Raw genomic sequence first — 21010 nt, 5'->3', positions numbered from 1 at the left:
GCATACCCTCTTATCGGCGACTAAGTTTTACGACAAAGTCGAAGTTACAATACTGGTTCTCGCCTCAATGTTGTTTTCATAGACGACAACGAGATTACCTGCTTACTTTACTACTCGAAACCAACTTTCAAGATAGTGAAAGCCTTCGTGTTATCGGCATTATCCGGGTCGGAAAACAGACGTGGATATCTTGAGTTGACCACCCATACCTCATCGCCTCTCAATGTTGCAGTGGTAGGTCCATCCAGTCTGGTTGGCGAAGCCACGGCTTTTATGCGAGCGGTAGCCCAACTATCTGGTGAATCTAAAAGAACTACATTACCCGTCATTTTTCCATTATTGTCGGTGAACGATTGAACCGCGACCAACTCCTTTGGACTTTTCAGAACCAAACCGTCAGGCCCATCCAGCCGCGCCGACAGCTGAACCTCGGTGAAGGATTGCGGGTTGTTCAGGGGGATCTTCCACAGGAGTCCGCGTGAATAATCAGACGCAATCAGAAATCCGTCAGGATGATAGACAATGCCGTTCAGATAAGGTTTGGTACCGCTCGCTTCCGTTTTTTCAGCTGACATCAAAAGATCGGAACGCACGAAGACCGACACCTCTTTGGTCAAGTAATCAACCTTGTATATTTGCGGCTGCAAGCTATCAGTAACATAGATATTGCCCTGCGCGTCAACCGCCAAATCGTTAGCGAGCGTCGCACCAGAACTCAGTGACGAAAGATCGTACATTCTCTGGACCGCACCGGTATCAAGATCTAGTTCGACCACCTGAGCCACTCTGTGGCGAGTGCCGGGCAGCGAGCGCGTTGATATGCCGACATCCTCGTTACAAATCAGCAGACGATTGCGATCAACATCAACGACGATGCCTGAAGTCGTGATCAAGGAATTATCGTTGGAAAAGATCCTATAATGGCCGTCAGGCGTCACCGACCCGACTTGTCCCCCACGAAGGGAAGAAACCATGAAGGCGTTTGTCAGCGGGTTCCAGGCGATGCCTTCCGGATATCCGCCCCCCAGCTCGGGCTCAAACTCGATTTCGGATAGATCCTGCGCTTGAACAGAACCGGTGAGCAACAGGCAGATGATGAGAGATTGTTTCAAACTGAATATAGACATGGAAAATCACTCCAGTAAACTCATCAAAGAACTCGTGGAAAGCGACGGCTCGACACTATTGTGCGTCGTCGCTCGCCCCTGAAGGGAGTGGGAGTTCTAGAATGCGGAATTCATCTGGTACGTTTGCTTCCATTCCGGGAAGAAGTCGGTGGCGGATACGCGCTTCGGATACAAAAGCACATCCTTGCGGGCTAATCGTCAGATTAACTGGGTTTTCCAATCCATCCCGAAGCACTTCAATGTTACGCATATCCGTAACAAGTGGTTCACGGATTCTGAGTATTCGGCCCTGCCCGCTGTTTATTGCGTTTTCAAGGACAATAAGCGATCCGTCGGGCGCCAAAGCCATTCCGTCAGGGTTCTCGATCAACCGTGGCAGCTGAATTTCGCGTAAGGTCGGTGTCTCGGTGTCAACATTGTTGACAACATAGAGCTTTCCTGTGCCAAAATTCGATACGATCAAAGTTTGGTTATTCAGATAGACAATTCCAGCCGTTCCTATTCCCCCGGCTCCACCGCTGAGGCGCTCGTCGCTGACGATGGCTTGTAGCTGGTCAGTATCCGGCTGCAGGCGCAGAATTCCACCATTTTTGGTTTCCGTCAGAAAGACTGTACCGTCGGGTGCCAAAGCAATATCGTTGCCCATACCGCCGTTTGGTACGAGAACGTCAAGACGTTGTTTTCCCGTCGAAGTTTCTATGGCAAAGATGCGGTGCGGACGTGTTTCTCCTGATGGAAGAAAATCCGGTGAATTGCCCCACAACAAGCCTCGCTTTTCATCCAATCGTAGTGTGGTTCCGGAAAAGACCTGTTCGTTACCCTCAAAAAACACCTGCCAGTCTTGGTCCGGCCGCTTGCTCAGAATTTTCCCACTCGTAACAAGGCCTACATAAAGCGCGCCATTGTTCGCACGGGCGATGCCATTTGGGTAGAGATCTCCAGACGGTAGCATCATCGTCGAAGCCTTGCACTCAGGATCGGGCGAAAATTGCGCCTTTGCATCACTCAAGGCCACGATCGAAAGAAATGTCATTGCAGCCAAACCTGAACGATGTTGAAAAGCGTGTTTCATACTCTCATCCTTCGATCGTAAAGTGCTCAAAAACTTTGCTCGATATCGCAACCAAAACGCTCACCAGTGCGGCGCTCGACGATTTGCATTGAAGGCGGTTTCCAGTCTGATCATTTCATCGCTCGACAGTTCGAGCGATACCGCGCCAAGCGCATCGGGGAGATGATGAGGCTTGGACATACCAACTATCGGAGATACTATATCCGGCTTCGCCAGCACCCAAGCCAAAGCGATTTGTGCTGGTGAGACGCCACGCGCTTTGGCAAGATCACCAACAATCGCCACCGTTTTGTCAACTCCGCCAGTGCCTTGATACCATTGGGCAGATTGTTCATCCGTACCAGCGCGCAATGTTTCAATACTTTGCGTTGCAGCAAGCCTGCCTCGTGCCAAAGGCGACCAAGGCGTAAGGCCAATACCTTCCTCCCGACATAGAGGTATCAATTCCTCTTCATCGTCACGGACAATCAGATTGTACTGGCTTTGCATTGAGATGAAGCTGGCCAGGCCGTTGTTACGCTGAAAGGCGAGTAACTTCATAAATCTCCAAGCATGCATGGAAGACGCCCCGAGATAGCGCACCTTACCGGCCCGAACGACCGCATCAAGTGCATCGGCAGTTTCTTCGATAGGTGTTTCAGGATCAAAACGATGGATGACGAATAAATCAATATAATCAGTGCCAAGCCGTTTCAGGGAAGCATCAACGCTTGCCAGAATGTGCTTCCGCGAAAGGCCGCGATTATTTGGCTTTTCATCCACCGGAAAGAAAGCCTTGGTGGCAATGACCGCATCGTCACGAGAGCCAAGATCCTTCAGCGCGCGTCCCAGAATCCGCTCACTTTCACCGGCCGAATAGATATTTGCCGTATCGAAGAAGTTGATCCCCGCTTCCAGTGCATCCCGAATGAACGGACGGGCTTCGTCCTCTTTGAGGACCCATGGACTCCAGGACGGATCGCCATAGGTCATGCAACCAAGAGCGAGGCGTGACACCTTCAACCCGCTATGGCCAAGAGAAACGTATTTCATTCTTCTTTCTCCAATCGAGACCACTTCTGCCCGACAATTTGGAGCCTCAAGTCGGTGCGCAACTGCCAACACCCCCAGCCGGTTCAGCTTCAACGCACACCGGCGATCGTGTAGCCGCCGTCCACGAGAATTGTCTGGCCAGTTACAAAGCGGGCTTCATCCGATGAAAGCCAGATTGCAAGATCAGCGACATCATCCGGCTGGCCAAGCCGTTCCGCAGGCGTATGCGCCACGAAAGGCGTAAATGCCGTCATGTCGCCATTGACACTGCCGTGAGCCATCGGGGTTTCAATGATACCCGGATTGATATTGTTGATGCGAATACCGTTGGCAGCATATTCGAGCACCAGTGCCGGGATCATCGCATCAAGCGCCCCCTTGCTGGCCGAATAGCTCGATGACCCGCGAAGCGCTCCCTTCGTGAGCCAGGATGAGGTATTTACAATCGACCCACCAAAGCCTTGTTTCAAGAACGCCTCGATTTCATACTTCATCGAAAGCCAGATACCCTTAAGATTGACGGCTATTACCGCATCAAAATCAGCGCTCGTCTGTTCGATAATTGGTGCGAAGTTGCCGAGGATTCCTGCATTGTTGAATGCTGCATCCAGCCTGCCATATTGATCGAATGCCGTTTTGATCAGACGACGGACATCTTCTTCCTGCGATACATCGGTGGGGGCGGCAATTGCCTTACCACCGCCCTCAAAGATTTCATGCGCCACGGATTCAATCTCGGCGGCTCGGCGTCCTGCCAACACTACCTTCGCACCCTCGCGGGCATAACCGATTGCCGCAGCGCGACCGATGCCGGTACCAGCGCCTGATACAATAACGACCTTATTTTGAAAGCGGCTTGAAGCTGCTGTTTGTCCCGAAAAATCCGACATATCTACCTCTCAGGTGGCTCATTTCCTTCAAGCTAGACCAGTTCATTATTCATTTTTATCCACCTTTCATTGCATCCGATGATGAGCTATATTCACTAATAATGAGGACAAGCGATCTTGGTGAATTAGCGGCGTTCGTAGCTATTGCGGAAGAAGGCAGATTTCGCAAAGCAGCAGTCAGGCTGAATGTAACGCCGTCTGCTCTGTCACATTCCATCCGCTCACTTGAACAAAAACTGGGGGTTCGTCTTTTTAACCGAACGACGCGGACGATTGCGCTAACTGAAGCAGGACACGCCCTTTTGCGTCAGATCGGTCCAGCATTTGCCAGCATCGAAACAGCGGTGGAAACGCTCAATGATTATCGCGAACAGCCAGCCGGCAGGTTAAAGATCAGCACGCCACGCACGGTAGCAATGCGGGTCTTAGGGCCTAAAATCCGCACCTATTGCGATCTTTACCCAGATGTCACCCTGGAGATTGCAGCACAAAACGGATTTGTCGACATAGTCCAGCAAGGCTTTGACGCGGGCATTCGGCTCGGCGAAAGTCTTGATCAAGACATGATTGCGGTTCGCATTACACCCGATTTGCGTACAGCCATTGTCGCTTCACCGGAATATTTTACACGTTATTCACCACCAGAAACGCCGCGCGATCTTCACCAGCACAATTGTATCGGGTTCCGCCAGATCGCGAATGGTGGTTTATATCGCTGGGAGTTTTCGAAAGACGGACAAACACTCAATGTTGCCGTCGACGGAACACTGGTTCTGGACGATCCGGAACTTATGATCGCTGCGGCACTTGATGGCATCGGACTAGCCTACGGTACCGAGCCGCATGTCAGCGAACATCTTGTGTCTGGAAAGCTCGTCCGTGTTCTTGAAGACTGGTGCCCTCCCTATCCCGGCTTCTATCTTTACTATCCAGGTCGCCGTCATGTCCCTGCGGCGCTCAGAGCACTGATCAATCTTCTTCGGTGTTGATGCGGTCTCGATAGCAATCACATTGGTGCCTTCACATTGCTTGAATTCAAGCGCGGAATGGCCCGGTTCTGGTTTTCAGGTGTGTTGATGAGCTACAGCATTCGACGCAGCCTTGGTATTGTCGAGAGTTTGAACGATCTTATCCAGCACGCAGCCATCCGGATCGGCTTCGCTCAGGCTGACTTTATGACAGCACTCTTCTAAGGCTGTAGATTTGATTGACCCGACAGCGGTCGTCCTCTATGTCTATTGAAAAGGTTCCGGCACCTGCCTCCTGCAGACGTAAGTCATGGTCAAGCCCGGATCGATAAGACACCTCACCCTCGAAGCATTTCGCACGGTGGCAATGCGGGCTCCCATCCTATTTGAAATGCCTCGTATGAGGACTGAGCGATTTCTATGCGGCACGCCCAAAGGATTGATCCTTTTCTGACCGTCCCTGTCGGGCGGCTGTTTCTGTCCAACGCTCTTCCTATGGCCGTTGTTATGTCGATGAGTGGCGTTCTCAATGTCGTCGATGGGATTTTCGTCGGTCACTTCATCGGCTCCGACGCTCTCGCGGCAGTAAGTTTGGCATTTCCTGTGATCATGGTCCTTTCCGCGCTCACCACATTGGTGGGTGGCGGGATGTCGAGCCTCATGGCACGGCTTCTGGGTGCTGGGGATCGTATCGCTGCCGGGCGCATCTTTGCAGGTGCGCATGGGTTGGTGCTGGCAATTTCGGTCGGCCTGATCGGACTGTGGGCGCTGAGCGGTACTGCGCTTGTCGCTTCCATGGCTGCGGTCAATCCGATAGTCGCCCGTCTGACGCATGACTATTTGCAGATCATGATTGTTGGCGCGCCGATACAACTGATGCTTGGCGTCCATGCCGATGCTTTGCGAAATGAAGGTCGGGCAGGCTTGATTGCGGTCTTGTCCGTGCTGGTCAACCTGTTCAATATCGGCGCCAATTGGCTGGGGATTGCAGTGTTTGGCCTCGGTGTTTCCGGTTCGGCTCTGGGTACAGTCGCGGCGCAAGCGCTCGGATTGGCATTGGTCGTTGGCTTCAGAAAACACAGCAAGGATCTGTTACCACTACCAACTTTGCATATGCAGAGCTGGCAAAGTGGGTGGTCTCAAATCATTCGCCTTGGCCTGCCATTGTGTCTCAGTTTCCTCGGCATTGCCGTGGTAGCCAGTATCGTAATGCTGTCTCTGAGGCGTCACGTTGGGACTGAATATAGTACATGGGTGGCAGCTTATGGCGTAGTAACGCGGCTTCTAGGCTTTGCCTTTCTGCCGCAAATGGCTATCGCGCTGAGCACGCAGAGCATTACCGGCAACAATGCTGGTGCGGGAAGAATTGACCGTGTGCTAGCCGCATTGCGGCTGTCCATGGGGGTCGCTTTCCTCTGGAGCCTGTCTGTCGCGGCGTTTGGTATCTTTGCGGGAACCACTCTCGGCAGTTGGTTCAGCGATGATCCCGCTGTAATCAGCGCCGTTGCACTGATACTGCGGCGCATGATGTTAATCTACGCATCCGCCGGCCCCGTGCTTGTCTTGGCGTTGTATTTCCAGGCTCTTGGTCGAGTTGGCCAGACGGCGGCGCTCATTTTGATAAAACCCTGGCTTTTAACACCCGCGCTCATCCTCGTGCTCGCCGCCCGGTTCGGAGTATCAGGCATCTGGCTGGCATTTCCGTTAGCAGACGGGATCATCTTGATGCTCGCCGTCATAATCGGTCGGGGTGCCTTGTGCCAGCCTCGTCAATAAGGCGACGCGTGCCAGCCAGCCTTTTGCACCGCAGCTATATCGCTGCTCAGGAGTAACGACCATCACTCCTGAGCAGCGATAGCCGATGGCACAGCCTTCATTACAGGAAGTGGCAAGCAATCGTACCGCAAGGCCCGAAGTCCGCACTGATGGTATCTCCGTGACGGGCTTCGATAGGACGGATAAACGACCCTGCGAGCACGATCTGACCGGCATCAATGCCATCGCCATATTGTGCCAGACGATTTGCGAGCCATGCAATACCGCGCGCGGGATGATTGAGAACCCCCGCGCCGAGCCCGGTTTCTTCGACTTCGGCGTTACGTGAAACGATCGCGCCCATCCAGCGCATGTCGACCTGGTCGGGCCGCATCTGTCGTCCCCCGATGACGATGCCCGCATTGGCGGCGTTGTCGGAAATCGTATCGACGATACTGCGCGTCTTCTTCGCCTCTGGATCGGCGCGTAAAACACGAGTATCCAGAATTTCCAGTGCGGGCGTAATATAATCGGTGGCCTTTAGCACATCAAAGACCGAAATATTCGGCCCCTTGAGCGGCGCCTTCATAACAAAGGCAATTTCCGCCTCAATACGTGGTTGGATGAAGCGATCTGCCGGGATGACCGCACCATCATCGAACACCATATCATCGAGCAGAGCGCCCGAATCCGGAATGTCGATGTTCAACGCATATTGCATGGCCTTGGACGTGAGGCCTATTTTCCAGCCGATCTGTTTGCGGCCCGCAGCAAGCTTTTGCTTTACCCAAGCAGCTTGCACAGCGTAAGCGTCATCCATTGTCATGCCGCTATGCTTCAGCGACAGAAGGCCGATTTGTGTGCGGCTCTTCTCGGCATCGTCGAGCGCATTTGCAGCCGCTGCTATTTCCGTTTCAGTCAGCATGAATCAGACTTTCTCGTCGGCAACAGTATTGCGGAGAATACCAAGGCCATCCGCTTCCACCTCGATCACATCGCCCGGTTTCAGCCAGATCGGTGGATCAAAACGCGCGCCTGCACCCGTTGGTGTCCCGCAGACCAGTACATCGCCCGGTACAAGCGTGGTGAAGGTGGAGACGTAATTGATGATCTTGCGGAAAGAGAAAATCATCCGGCTGGTGCGGTCCTGCTGGCGAATATCTCCATTGACCCGCGTGGTCAGCTGGATATCAGCCAGCTGACTTTCATCCGTATACGGCACCAGCCATGGTCCGATAGAACCGGTTGCATCGAAGTTCTTGCCTTGCGTGACATTGAACTTGGCATGGCGCACCCAGTCGCGGATCGTACCCTCGTTGCAAAGCGTGAGCGCAGCAATATGGTCGAGCGCGTCTTTTTCAGCAATGCGCCGACCGCCCTTGCCAATGACAATGACGATTTCGCCTTCGTAATCGAGTTGCGGGCTTTCAGGCGGGCGGATCAGCGGTTGATCATGACCAGTGAACGAGCGCGCAAACCGAATGAAGAGTGATGGATTGGGTGGCGCCGCCTGCCCATCCTTATACTCTTCATTGCGGTCAGGAAAATTCACGCCGACACAGATAATCTTTTCCGGTGACGGAACGGGGATTTCGTAAGTGATTTCAGCAAGCGGAATATCTGGGGCAAGACTTGCTCCTTCCTCCGCAAGCCTTACCAGTTCTCCCGCTTCAATAACTTCGCGCAAGGTCGGCCAAATCTGGCCGTGCATCTTCGAAAGATCGACAACACCACCGTCTTTAAGCAGGCCATAACCCTTGCCCGCAGCAGTCGAAAAACTCACCAATCTGGCCATATATATATGTCTCGCTTTTGTTCCCGTCCGTTGTCCCTCGAAGCGGTTCAAGGAGCTATGATCGGCTGCGCCTTTAGAATAGAATCCCGCACTTCCGCCCCGGCAAACAGGCTGCCGTGTTCAAACCAGGATTTCGGCGCAGGTGCGCCCCAGAGCGTCTGCCGCTGCGGATCTTTCAGATCCCACTTGATCGGCTCCAGATCGGGATCAACGGTCTGGTAATCCGAGCAATAAATCTCGATACGATGACCGTCAGGATCAAGAATATAGAGGAAGAAGGCATTGGAAATGCCATGGCGGCCAGGACCGCGCTCGATATTGGCGATCCAGCCGGACGTCGACATCACATCAAGCAGATCGATGATGTTGAGCGGCGTTGGCACCCAGAAGGCGGTATGATGCAGACGAGGACCTTTGCCATTGGTGAAAGCAATGTCATGTACGCCACCCTTGCGATGCGTCCATGCTGCCCAGAGTCGGCCGGTCTCGGCATCTTCAGTATATTCGGTGACGCGAAACCCGATTTCGTTATAGAAAGCGACGCTTTCGTCGACATTCGGCGAGAAGCAGTTGAAATGATCAATGCGCAGCGGCTTCACGCCTTTATAAAGCGCATATTTCTGGTGGATCGGCGGCAGGCGATCCATTTTGGAATAAAACTCCAACGGAACACCATGTGGATCGCGGGTGCGGAATGTGCGCGACTGATAGGGCCGCTCCACCCATTCGACGGGCAGTTCCTTGCTGCGGAAGAAGTGCTCGGCCTTGTCGAGGTCTTCTTCGGAAAACACCTTGAAACCAAGTTCGCAGGCTTCTGCCTTATCGGATTTGCGCAGCACGATGCAATGATGTCCGCGCTCTTCCATGGCGCGTAGATAAATCGCGTCGGCGGTCTCGTCCGTCACCTGCAGCCCAAGAATGTCCACATAAAAGGCACGCGACTTCGCAAGATCGGTGACGGCCAACTCAACATGCGATAGTCGCAGAATATTGAAAGGCGGATAGAGATTTGGTTTCGGCAGAGCCATTATTTCCTCCTCGGAACGGCAGTTATCGTAAAGCGGAACGTACGTGCGCCTTATTCAACCGCCAAGTTTCTGAATTGCATGAGCTTTATTGGCAAACGCAATATTTTTGGTTTCCATGTAAAAATCGAATGACCAGTCACCGCCATCACGACCGATGCCGGAGCTTTTAACTCCGCCGAACGGGGTCGGCAGATGGCGAACATTCTCGGAATTGACCCAGATCATGCCCGCTTCCAGACTATCAGTAAAACGGAATGCGCGCGTAACATCGTTGGTCCACAAATAGCCGGTAAGGCCATATTGAACGTCATTGGCAAGGGCGAGCGCTTCAGCCTCGTCCTTGAATGGAATAGCCGTCAGAACCGGACCGAAAATTTCTTCCTGAGCGATACGCATCCGGTTGTTTGCACCCGTGAACAATGTCGGGGAAACATAGCAACCGCCACCCGGGCCGTCGAATTTTGTGCCACCGGCGGCAACAGTTGCCCCTTCGTTGCGACCGATCTCGATATATTCCAGCACCTTCTTTTCATGAACGGGATGGATCAACGGCCCCACGACCGTTTCAGGGTCCAGCGGATGCCCGACCTTTATCCGCTTGGCTTTTTCTGCAACCAGAGCCGTGAAACGGTCATAGATCGTATCTTCGACCAGCAAGCGCGAAGATGAAGTGCAACGCTCGCCATTGAGCGAATAGATCATGAAGACCGCCGCATCGGCAGCGCGCTCCAGATCCGCATCCGCAAAAACGACAACCGGATTCTTGCCGCCCAGTTCAAAATGAACGCGCTTCAGCGTATCCGCACCCTGTTTCATGATCATCGATCCGGTGCGGCTTTCACCAACAAAACCAATAGCCTTGATATCGGGATGTTCCGTCAGTGCCTTGCCCGCATCTTCACCAAAGCCGTTGACGAGGTTCCAAACACCTTTGGGCAGGCCGGCTTCTTCGGCAATCTCAATCAGCAGGCGGGCCGTGAGCGGTGAGAACTCGGCTGGCTTATGAACAATCGTGCAACCGGCGGCCAAAGCTGGTGCAATCTTCCAGGTCGACAGCATGAACGGCGTATTCCACGGCGTGATGACACCGACTGGGCCGACAGGCACACGTGTCGTCAAATTGACCTGACCAGGAGCGCGCAGCGCCTTGCCATCCCGCGCTTCGGGTGCGCGATCAGCGAAGAACCGGAAATTCTCCGCGCCACGCAAAGCGGCCTTGGCCATGAATTTCAGAGACTGCCCCGTATCCATGCATTCCACGAAGGCAATTTCTTCTGAACGGGCAACAATGGCATCGGCGATTTTGTGAAGCAGCTTCTTTCGCTCCATGCCCGGCATGGCTGCCCATTCTGGAAAGGCCTGTTTGGCTGCTTTGGCCGCTCGATCAATATCTGCAGCCTTACCGTGCGCAACCTTAGCCAGAGGCTTCAAATCCACCGGCGAAAGCGTTTCGAATGTTGCTCCGTCGGAGGCGGCCACATCCTCTCCGCCAATGCGGTTCAGAACTCCATTTTCAAAATGGGCCAGATAGGCTTTCGCCTTGGCGACATTATCGTCGAGCTTTGACATGCTTTACTCCGTCATAAGGAAATAGCCGACCGCGACAGCGGCGGTGTGCGCTTTTGGATCAGGCCTGTTTCTGGCGCAGGCGCGGATGAATGGCGTTTTTCTTCCAGCTCAAATTTGGGTCGATCTCGCGGACCTCAAGGGTCAACGCGAAATGCGGCGTCTGGAACAATGGGTTGAGGAACACACTGACCGTAGCGAAGATCGCCTCTCCAGCTCTCCGCTTCTCATCCTCGCTGCGACCATGGCCAATGCGAAGGGACATGTCGATGAAACCATTTTCGGCTAGCAGATCTGCTACAGCGTAGGCTTCAGCTCTGAATGCACGCACACGAACCGCACCAAGCTCGAAAAGCCCTGTCTCCATCATGGTCGCATGCACAGCTTCGCACAGACCGTCGAAATCGACCGCCATATCGAGATTGGCGGAATACTCCATGGTGAAATGCGGCATCGTTCCTCCCACGAACTGAACCAAATTTGGTGGCCATCAATATCTGGCGACCATGTATAGCAGGGTTTATTTAACATGTTAATGATAATGTCAAGCCCGCTAAACGACACGACAGGGGATGCAGCGTACACATGATTGAAAAGCGTTGGAAAATGCAGGATAAAGCTTGCATGCAAAATCATTCCGCTCCGAAATCGAAATCATCGCAAGAAGACCTGCTACCTCGCGACACGCGGCGTTCGGTGCCGATTGCATTGCTGCGTGCCCGCGAGGCCGTTATGAGCCACTTTCGGCCAATGCTTGCACAGCATGATATTACTGAGCAGCAATGGCGCGTTCTGCGTATTTTGGCAGAAATGGGCGTGGTCGATGCGTCGGAGATGGCTGACAAGGCCTTCATCCTGGCTCCGAGCCTGACTCGCATTATACGGTCTCTGGAAGAGCGTGGAATTATCACCAAAGCCAAGGATCATAATGACGGTCGCCGGGTGCTGCTGGAAATAACCCCCATCGGCCTGGCTATCATCAAGGACGTCGCGCCGGAAAGCCGGTTGATCTACGCAAGACTGGAAGAACGCTTTGGACGCGAGCGCATCGAGCAACTTCTCGACACACTGGAAGATTTGGCAGCAATCAACGACTAGTTCCAGCCTTTTCCAACCGTTTCCCTATTGCGGCTTGAGCAGGCGGGGTCCTCCTTGATAGTGCCCGCCACAATGATCGCACCGCGCCTATAACGCGTCGGCCCGGCTTGCTTGTCGGAAGCACCTACTTTTAATTAACATGTTCACTTTATCGAAAATTAGATGTAACGAATAGATACGATGCCTCGCAACAAATGCGACCAGAAATAAATTTCATACGGTTTTTGGGAGATAACCCACGATGAATTCATTGATTTACATTATTATACTTGTAAGAATTATATAATACACCGATTGGAATTTTCTAAGAGAACATATACCTGCAAATCAATTAAGAATATTCTATCTATCGATGATATTTCACCGCATGATTCAATCGGTTTCAACACTATTCCGCCGTTTCTCGTATATCTATTTACTTAACATGTTTAATAAATTGAAGAGTTGATACCGCATACCAGCTGAAAAGCTGATCGAGGAAATGGACCACGGAAGAGGACCGTGATTGCTGGGAGGCAATATGAGAATTCAGGGATTAACATCACAAGCACCTGCGGAAGCAGTACTGAATAGCCGTCATGCTGACGAAGACAAACTTGGCGACACGATCCACCGCATCGTGACATGGCGTATCATGCCGCTCCTGATCGTGAGCTATATATTCGCGCATCTGGACCGCATCAATATCGGCTTTGCCAAGCTGCAAATGACGTCGGATCTTGGCTTCAGCGACACGGCTTATGGGCTTGGAGCCGGCCTTTTCTTCATCGCCTATGCTATTTTCGGCGTCCCCTGCAATATAATGCTCGACAAGGTCGGTCCACGACGCTGGATCGCCTTCATCATGATAGTATGGGGCATTCTCTCCGCATCAACCTTGTTGGTCACATCTGCCCAACAATTCTACGTCGTGCGCTTTCTGCTTGGTATTGCCGAATGCAGTTTCTATCCCGGCATGCTGGTTTACATCAACCGATGGTTTCCCGGACGTCGCCGTGGTCAGATCATCGCAATATTCAGCCTGTCTGTACCGGCGGCTGGGCTGATCGGCGGTCCCGTTTCAGGCTGGATTCTGGAAAGCTTCAACCAGTTCGCCGGATTGCGTGGCTGGCAATGGATGTTCTTGCTGGAAGGTCTGCCCGTTTTGCTATTGGGCGTTATCGTTTATTGCGTCATCCCAGATCGCATCAAGGATGCGCCTTGGCTGGACAAGACCCAGAAAGACTACCTCACCAATCAACTGGCGCGCGAAGCCAGTCCCGTCGCCAATACGTCTTTGTGGGCATGCATCAGCGATGCAAAGATCTGGCAACTTGTCGGCATTTATTTCTCGGTCATGCTGGCGGTCAACACCATCGCCTTCTGGATGCCTGCACTCATTCACGAAACCGGCATAGCAAGTGACGCAACCATCGGTCTTCTGAGTGCTCTTCCGTATCTTGCGGGTTGTATAGCCATGGTTGCTTTTGGCTATTCCTCCGACCGACGCGCCGAGCGCCGCTGGCACCTTGTCATTCCGTCTCTGATGGCCGCTGGCGGCCTCTTTCTGGTCGGCTTTGCTGCGCCAAACCCGATGCTTGTTATGCTGGGTCTTATCATTGCCGGCATGGGTGCGAGCGCTTCGCTGCCACAGTTCTGGCAGTTGCCCCCCTCCTTCATTGCACCGGGCACGCAGGCAGCCGGCTTTGCTTTCATTAGCTGCCTTGGAAATCTGGCTGCATTTGTCGCTCCATATTTTATTGGCTGGATGCGCGACCAAACGCAAAGCTCATCGATAGCTTTGTATGTGCTGGCCGCACTGATCGCTCTTGGCGGGCTAATGGCGCTGCGGTTTTCCGCTGCAATCGTCAACCAGCGTTAAAAACGTTGCGAATGGAACGAAGACGAAAGAAAGTAACAGACCATGAATGAGCATGAAACGACAGGTCAGAAGATCGCACGGTCCCTGATTGCGAACGGCGTCGATACGGTCTTTGGTATTCCCGGCGCACATATGTATGACTTCAATGACGCGCTCTATGAATACCGGGACAAGCTTCGTTTTATCCATACGCGCCACGAACAAGGCGCTGGTTACATGGCCTATGGTTATGCCAAGTCCTCTGGGCGAACCGGCGTCTATACCGTTGTCCCTGGCCCCGGCGTTCTCAATTCGGGCGCAGCGCTTTGCACAGCCTATGGCGCCAATGCTCCCGTCTTTTGTATCACCGGCAACATCATGGCAGACCTGATCGGTCGTGGCCGTGGACAATTGCATGAGTTACCGGATCAATTAGGTACGCTTCGTGGCCTGACAAAAGTGGCGGAACGCATCGAACACCCGTCCTCAACCTATAACGTGATGGCAGGCCTGTTCACACAGATGTCGTCCGGACGGCAGCGACCTGTTGCGGTTGAAGCCCCGTGGGACGTCTTTGGCCAGAAGGGACTGATTGCTTCTCCCCTGGTTGGCGAGCCGCTGGCGCCACCGCCGGTCGATCCCGACAGCATCGAAGCCGCCGTCAAACTGATTGCTGCGGCGAAGAACCCTCTCATCATGGTTGGCGGTGGTGCTGTCGACGCAGCTGCCGAAATCAAGGCACTGTCGGAGGCGATACAAGCGCCCGTCACCGCGCACCGTTCAGGCAAGGGTATCGTACCGGACGATGATCCTTACGCTTTCAACTCGGTTGCTGGTTTCGACTATTGGAAAGATTGCGATCTTCTCATCGGTATTGGCAGCCGTCTCGAACTGCAATTCATGCGCTGGCGCTGGATGCCCAAAGGCATCAAAGTCATTCGTATTGATATCGATGCGACAGAAATGGTTCGCCTCAAGCCTGATGTTGCAATTGTGGCCGATGCCGCAGAAGCAACGCTTGCGCTTACGAATGCTGTCAACCCGACCAGTCAGGATCGTACGGCAGAGTTCAGCGAGAGAAAACTACAAGCGCGTGAGGCATTCTCCAGCGTTCAACCGCAAATGGCCTATCTCGACGCCATACGTGAAGTTCTGCCCCGTGATGGCTTTCTGGTGGAAGAAATCAGCCAGGTTGGTTTCACCGCGCGATTTGGCTTCCCTGTTTATGCTCCACGTCAGTATGTGACGTGTGGCTATCAGGACAATCTGGGTTTTGGATATAATACGGCGCTTGGCGTCAAAGTTGCCAACCCCGATAAGGCAGTTGTGTCGATATCCGGCGATGGTGGATTTCTGTTCGGCGTACAAGAACTCGCCACCGCCGCGCAACACGCGATCAATGTTGTCGCTGTTGTCTTCAACAACCAGTCTTATGGAAACGTGCTCCGTGACCAGCGTCAGGCCTATCAGGGACGCTACATCGGATCTAACCTTGATAACCCGGACTTCGTCAAACTTGCCGAGAGTTTTGGTGTGGCAGCATGGCGCGCTGAAAACCCCGCCGACCTGAAGAAGGCTCTGGAACAAGCGCTTCTTCTTGATGCTCCCGCACTTATCGAGGTCACCGTGGAACGCGCCTCTGAGACAAGTCCGTGGCCCTTTATTCATCCAGCCGCCCCTGCCTGATCGACGATCAGTGCGAGGGAATCGCCGCGCGATAGTGCGAGTGTTGAGACTATAGCAATAACAAGCAAAAGGCCCCCACGTCAGATGAGACGTTGGGGCCTTTCAATTCAATAGCGGATCATGACCGACTTGAGTTCCGTATAGTCATTGATGAATGCACTCCCAAACTCGCGCCCAATGCCCGATGATTTAATCCCGCCAAATGGGACTGCCGGATCAAGTATGGTGTGCATGTTGACCCAGACAGTACCTGCTTCAATGCGTGGGATCATGCGCAGCGCTTTGGAAAGATCCTCCGTCCACAGACTGGCAGAAAGCCCAAATGGCGTATCATTCATCAGTTCCAGCAACTCTTCTTCATCGTCATAGGCAAAGAACGTGCCGATTGGACCAAAGGTCTCTTCTCGGATCAGCGCTGCGTCAGGCTTATCAACGCGAATGACCGTCGGCTCTACATAGAAACCGGGGCGATCAAGAACCTTGCCACCACAGATTATCTGCGCGTCTTGAGAACGGGCTTGCTCGAAGAAACCGGCGATTTTCTCAAGGTGAGGCTTATTGGACAGTGGGCCGAACTGGGCATCTTCATCCATTGGATTGCCGACATTCAGACTGGAAATCCGGACCGAGAGCTTTTCCAGAATTTCATCCATGCGCGAGCGATGCACATAAAAGCGTTCACCAGCCGCGCAGATCTGCCCCTGATGGATGAAGCCCGCCTCGAAAATGCCATTCACCGCCTTGTCGGCATCGACATCACGCAAGAAGCCAACAGCGTTCTTGCCACCTAGCTCCAGCGTCGCGCGGGTGAGTTTCGCATCGAATGCACTCTTGCCAACGGCAATACCCGTCGGCACCGACCCGGTGAAGCTGACCTTGTTGGTTCCCCGATGAGCAATCAAAGCGGCTCCAACCTTGCCGGTACCCGTAACAACATTCAGAACCCCGTCAGGCACACCGGCTTCCTTCGCGATCTCCGCAATACGAAGCATAGTCAGCGGCGTAAACTCCGACGGCTTGATAATCGATGTGCAACCAGTCGCCAGTGCGGATGCAAATTTCCAGACTGCAATCAGGATCGAGAAATTCCACGGTACAATACCAACGACCACACCAACAGGCTGACGAAGGGTATAAGCCGTGTACTGCTCACCATTGAACGAAGGCAGCGATGGTTGAATGGTCTCACCGGTAATCTTGGTAGCCCATCCTGCATAATAGCGCAGGAATGCCGCCGCCGCATCAACTTCAAACCCGCGCGATATCTGGATGAGTTTGCCCGACTGAAGGGTCTCAATCTGTGCAAGTTCCTCGCGGTACTTGCCAAAAAGATCGGCAAGCCGCAGCAAAATATTCGCGCGTTCCGCAGGGCTTGTCCTGGCCCACACGCCCTTGAAAGCGCTGCGCGACGACTGAACGGCCTTGTCCACGTCCTCATCAGAGGCATCCGCGATCGATGCGAAAATCCGACCATTCGCCGGGTTGGTGATGCTGATCCGTCCTGTGGTCGTTGCAGGCGTCGCGACGCCATCAATAAACAAACCATGCTCGCGGCCGATAAACGCTTCCACCTCGGGCAGAAGAGAAACAATGCTCATTGCAAACCTCAAATGTGAAGGGATAAAATTGACTTCGGGTTTTCCTGTGTTGGAAACGCTTAACGCAGCCACAATCAGAGAATGATGCTGTAGATATTTAAACCTATTGCGCTGACTAAGACGCCAGCACGGCATGCTCTCGCTATCGCGCCTCTGTGAGTTTCCCCGCTTCCGATTGAAGCTTGGTCATCAAGCGATCCAACTGAAACGCTATCCAGTCATGAACATTCTGGTTCCTCCACCCATTTATTTAACATGTTTATTATTTTGGCATTTGGCTTCTGAGTCAACCGATAGCGCAGCATTTCGGCAAGTCAGGGATACTTTTATGCGGGCGATGGCAACTGGCCTATAATCCGAGCTTGCGTAATCAGAAGGAAATGGTGGCAATGCTGTTGAATTCTGGTTCAGATACGTGGGGATGCTCCACCAGTTCTTACTGGCATCTATTTGCCTGATATTATTAAATAAATATCCAAAATGCATGGCCTTTGGCATCTATTATGTCTCTCGGAAAAATTCGCGCATTCAAGGTGACGTTACCGCTTGAAATCATGACAATTTTGATGCGTATAAGAATTGAGCCCAGCTATCGTATCTCGTTGAAAAGAGCCGGATAATGAAAATGAAAACCAGTGAATGGCAACCGGTATATCTGTCCGGATCGCAAAGCTTTGAGCTCTACTCAAAGCACACTGGTGAGTCATACAGAGTTCTGGTGCGTGTTCCAAACTATCCTGCTCCGGAAAGTGGATATCCGGTTTTGTGGATGCTGGATGCCGAAAGAAGTTTTCCGCTGACCTACAGTCGGCCCACACGCAACTTTATAGCAGGCTCGCCGGTCGATGGTGCGGAAACAGCCGATGGCCTGATCATCGCAATAGGTTTTCCGGGCGGCCCGCTCCGCAACCCCGCAGCGCGCGCGCGCAACTACACCCCCATACCGGACGGTGAGACAGACGATCGTGTTTCCGATGAGTTCGGTAATGCTTCTGACTTCCTGTCTTTCATTGTCGAAGAATTGCGTCCCCTTCTGGCTGCAAAATTCCCATTCGATCTCACACGACAAACACTCTTCGGGCATTCCTATGGCGGGCTTTTTGCCATCCATGTTTTGTTGAACCATCCCGGTCATTTCCAGCGTTATTGGGCCGCAAGTCCTTCGCTATGGTTCAGTGAGACGATGATGCTCCGCCGTCTCCGCGCACTCCCAGCAATCACTGCGTGTGAAAAGCTGGTCATTACGGTCGGCCAGGACGAGCAATATGCCTCGCAACCCCTGAACGACCAGCGGCAGGCGCATCTGGACAGACGCGCAATGGTAGACAACATCACCGAGGCGGCACAGAGGATTGCGGAAGCAAACCCGTATCTTGAGATGCAATTGATCATTGCCAAGGATCACGATCATTTCGATATGTTGATGCACGGCGTACGACGCGTGCAACTGCTTGCCTTCAGCTAAGAAGGCGCCTTCACGTAAAAGAAGAAAAGCCCGGAACCAACGTTTCGGGCTTTTTATATTGGTATTTGTATCCGTTGCTTAGAACGTCGTTCCCAACTTGAACGAAACACTGCGCGGCTCGCCATAGAAGTTGAAGACAGATGTTCCACCAACGCGTTCGTAATATTTCTTGTCGAACACATTGTTGACGGCAAGGGTGGCGGTCACATGTTCATTGAACTTGTAACCCGCTTGTAAGTCGACCACACCATAGCCCGGCGCCTCAATTGTCGTCGCACCACCAGCGGCAGTTCTTGAAATATTCTTGAATGACGAGAATACCTTAACGCCACCGCCAACGAAAATGCCATCTGTCCAGTCACCACGACCGTTAAATGTATACTTGGTGAACAGCTGTAGCATATGTTCCGGCGTATAGAATTCCGAACCGGCAGCGCGCTGCGTATCCTCATACACGGTGTCGGTTTAGGTATAGCCGGCAGTTACCTCCCAATAAGGCAGGACTTCGCCGTTGACTTCGAATTCGACGCCCTTCAGATGCGCCTTGCCCAGCGCGAGATAGTCGCTGGTATTGCTTGGATCAGCGACAGCGCGGTTCTTGTCGCTCAGATCGAACCAGGCGAGCGAAGCGTTGATATTATCGGTCAGATCAGCCTTCAAGCCTATTTCAAACTGACGCCCGGTGCGCGGATCGATGATCGAGCCGTTTGCGTCCGTAACCGATTGCGGCTGGAATATTTCCGTGTAACTGCCATAGGCCGAAAGCCAATCCGTCAGGTCGTAAACCACACCGCCATAAGGTGTGAACTCACCATCGATCTTGACTTCATCGCCGCTTGACTGACCATCATACCAGCTGAAACGACCACCACCGATCAAGGTCAGTTTATCAACAGGCTTGATGCGCCACTGACCATAAACGCCATATTGATCGGTTTCGGTCTTGGTCGGGCTACCATATTTTACCGTTGGCTCGGCAAGATGGGTGTTCCAGTTATACAAGCTCTGAGCGCCAGAGATCACACCTGTGGCCGAATAAAGCGTGTCTTTGCTACCGCGATAATCGACACCACCAATGATGTTGTTTTCCAGACCGAACATTTCGAACGGGCGGCTGATATGCGCGTCGAGCGAAACCGAATCTTGCTGATAGTCACGTGCCAACCAGCGCGTGCCACTGCTGACGATGCCCGACGTATTAGCCGCACCTGCGGCATAGGCATAGAGGAAATTCGTGTCGACGCGCGAATAGAGTGCCGACACTTTGACATGCCCGCCATCGTCGAAACGGTGTTCGATTTCACCAATATACTGAGTGACATTGCTTTCGAAATTGTTCCAATCCGCACCGGTAAATGTGGATCGGTCGAGATCGAGCAATGTTCCATCCGAGAGCGTCGGAAGACCATTAAACGGTGTGATGTTACGTTCGGTATGGTTGATGCTGAAGGTTGCGGTCGTATTTTCATTCAGGTCGGCCTGAATGGTGCCGTACAGCACGCCAACCTTGTTGTCATTGTCATCCACCCAGCTATCCTTGGCCGACAGCACGCCGACGAGACGGCCACGGACATTGCCAGATGGAGTGAGTGGCCCAGTGACGTCCCCTTCAATGCGCTTGCCGCTCCATGAATCGAAGATGGTATTGGCGCTTGCCTTGAATTCATCGGAAGCCTGCTTGAGACGCATGTTGATTGCGCCTGCAGGCTCGCCGGTTCCGCCGAAGAGACCCGATGGGCCACGCAGAATTTCAATATGGTCAACCACCGCCATATCGGGCTGTGTGCCATAGATCGACTGGATCGGCGTCGAAAGACCGTTCATATAGATCGTGTCGAATTCGAAACCACGCGAATAAATACTTGAACGACCATCATCATTCGTCAGAACGACGACTCCCGGCGTTTTGCGCATTGCCGTATCGAGCGATGTGAAACTACCGTCGTCAAGACGCTCGCGAGTCAGAACAGTCGTGGATTGGGGGACTTCGCGCAGCGGGCGCGTATCCTTGTCGCCAACGCTGATCATCTTGGTCGCGTAACTGCCTGTCCCTTCGGTCTCGTAACTGGCGCCTTCGATCACAACCGGCG

The 21010-nt window shown here is 53.0% G+C and carries 16 protein-coding genes and 1 pseudogene; 6 read left to right on the top strand and 11 right to left on the bottom strand.

What is annotated here, in order from left to right:
* Positions 1–110 precede the first annotated feature (110 nt).
* From FHW00_RS19495 to FHW00_RS19480, 4 genes are all read right to left on the bottom strand, one after another.
* Complete coding sequence (locus FHW00_RS19495; protein ID WP_078340044.1) at positions 111–1127, bottom strand: SMP-30/gluconolactonase/LRE family protein; 1017 nt, start codon at positions 1125–1127, stop codon at positions 111–113.
* Positions 1128–1182: 55 nt separating this feature from the next.
* The gene (locus FHW00_RS19490) at positions 1183–2199 is read right to left on the bottom strand and encodes a hypothetical protein (RefSeq protein ID WP_078340043.1); all 1017 of its coding nucleotides are present in this window, start codon (positions 2197–2199) and stop codon (positions 1183–1185) included.
* A 60-nt stretch (positions 2200–2259) separates the two neighbouring features.
* Entirely contained in the window at positions 2260–3231 is a 972-nt protein-coding gene (locus tag FHW00_RS19485; protein WP_078340042.1) for an aldo/keto reductase, read from the bottom strand.
* Between the two features lie 89 nt (positions 3232–3320).
* On the bottom strand, positions 3321–4121 hold the full coding sequence (locus tag FHW00_RS19480) for an SDR family NAD(P)-dependent oxidoreductase (RefSeq protein ID WP_078340041.1): 801 nt from the start codon (positions 4119–4121) through the stop codon (positions 3321–3323).
* A 101-nt stretch (positions 4122–4222) separates the two neighbouring features.
* Here FHW00_RS19480 and FHW00_RS19475 point away from each other — a divergent pair, with 101 nt between their 5' ends.
* Positions 4223–5110 (top strand): LysR family transcriptional regulator, encoded by an 888-nt coding sequence (locus FHW00_RS19475; protein WP_078340040.1) that lies wholly within the window; start codon positions 4223–4225, stop codon positions 5108–5110.
* Positions 5111–5509: 399 nt separating this feature from the next.
* Positions 5510–6865 (top strand): MATE family efflux transporter, encoded by a 1356-nt coding sequence (locus FHW00_RS19470; RefSeq protein ID WP_210276594.1) that lies wholly within the window; start codon positions 5510–5512, stop codon positions 6863–6865.
* Between the two features lie 100 nt (positions 6866–6965).
* Here the strand turns inward: FHW00_RS19470 and hpaH are convergent, their stop codons facing one another.
* From hpaH to FHW00_RS19445, 5 genes are read right to left on the bottom strand one after another with little or no spacing between them, the layout of a single operon-like run.
* Positions 6966–7769 carry a 2-oxo-hept-4-ene-1,7-dioate hydratase gene (hpaH, locus tag FHW00_RS19465; RefSeq protein ID WP_182514684.1) on the bottom strand — a complete coding sequence of 268 codons (804 nt, stop codon included), beginning with the start codon at positions 7767–7769 and terminating at the stop codon, positions 6966–6968.
* A 3-nt stretch (positions 7770–7772) separates the two neighbouring features.
* Positions 7773–8639 carry a fumarylacetoacetate hydrolase family protein gene (locus FHW00_RS19460; RefSeq protein ID WP_078340039.1) on the bottom strand — a complete coding sequence of 289 codons (867 nt, stop codon included), beginning with the start codon at positions 8637–8639 and terminating at the stop codon, positions 7773–7775.
* A 47-nt stretch (positions 8640–8686) separates the two neighbouring features.
* Positions 8687–9667 carry a 3,4-dihydroxyphenylacetate 2,3-dioxygenase gene (hpaD, locus tag FHW00_RS19455; RefSeq protein ID WP_182514683.1) on the bottom strand — a complete coding sequence of 327 codons (981 nt, stop codon included), beginning with the start codon at positions 9665–9667 and terminating at the stop codon, positions 8687–8689.
* 54 nt (positions 9668–9721) lie between these two features.
* Positions 9722–11236, bottom strand: a complete 1515-nt coding sequence (hpaE, locus tag FHW00_RS19450) for a 5-carboxymethyl-2-hydroxymuconate semialdehyde dehydrogenase (RefSeq protein ID WP_078340038.1) — start codon at positions 11234–11236, stop codon at positions 9722–9724.
* A gap of 58 nt (positions 11237–11294) precedes the next feature.
* On the bottom strand, positions 11295–11687 hold the full coding sequence (locus FHW00_RS19445; RefSeq protein WP_078340037.1) for a 5-carboxymethyl-2-hydroxymuconate Delta-isomerase: 393 nt from the start codon (positions 11685–11687) through the stop codon (positions 11295–11297).
* Positions 11688–11839: 152 nt separating this feature from the next.
* On the opposite strand from FHW00_RS19445, the gene hpaR reads away from it, so the two are divergent.
* From hpaR to FHW00_RS19430, 3 genes are all read left to right on the top strand, one after another.
* The gene (hpaR, locus tag FHW00_RS19440) at positions 11840–12331 is read left to right on the top strand and encodes a homoprotocatechuate degradation operon regulator HpaR (RefSeq protein WP_176168352.1); all 492 of its coding nucleotides are present in this window, start codon (positions 11840–11842) and stop codon (positions 12329–12331) included.
* 520 nt (positions 12332–12851) lie between these two features.
* Positions 12852–14192 carry an MFS transporter gene (locus tag FHW00_RS19435; RefSeq protein WP_078340036.1) on the top strand — a complete coding sequence of 447 codons (1341 nt, stop codon included), beginning with the start codon at positions 12852–12854 and terminating at the stop codon, positions 14190–14192.
* A 42-nt stretch (positions 14193–14234) separates the two neighbouring features.
* The gene (locus FHW00_RS19430; RefSeq protein ID WP_078340035.1) at positions 14235–15857 is read left to right on the top strand and encodes a thiamine pyrophosphate-dependent enzyme; all 1623 of its coding nucleotides are present in this window, start codon (positions 14235–14237) and stop codon (positions 15855–15857) included.
* 107 nt (positions 15858–15964) lie between these two features.
* Here the strand turns inward: FHW00_RS19430 and FHW00_RS19425 are convergent, their stop codons facing one another.
* On the bottom strand, positions 15965–17455 hold the full coding sequence (locus FHW00_RS19425) for an aldehyde dehydrogenase family protein (protein WP_078340034.1): 1491 nt from the start codon (positions 17453–17455) through the stop codon (positions 15965–15967).
* Positions 17456–18074: 619 nt separating this feature from the next.
* Between FHW00_RS19425 and FHW00_RS19415 the strand changes: the two genes are divergently transcribed.
* Positions 18075–18920, top strand: coding sequence for an alpha/beta hydrolase (locus FHW00_RS19415; protein ID WP_078340033.1), 846 nt, complete (start codon positions 18075–18077; stop codon positions 18918–18920).
* A 78-nt stretch (positions 18921–18998) separates the two neighbouring features.
* On the opposite strand, the pseudogene FHW00_RS19405 reads toward FHW00_RS19415, so the two are convergent.
* Positions 18999–20948, bottom strand: a pseudogene (locus FHW00_RS19405) (TonB-dependent siderophore receptor).
* Positions 20949–21010 lie beyond the last annotated feature (62 nt).

It is taken from the genome of Ochrobactrum sp. P6BSIII (genome assembly GCF_014138065.1).
Classification (GTDB): Bacteria; Pseudomonadota; Alphaproteobacteria; order Rhizobiales; family Rhizobiaceae; genus Brucella.
This window is presented reverse-complemented; position numbering and strand designations above follow the sequence as displayed.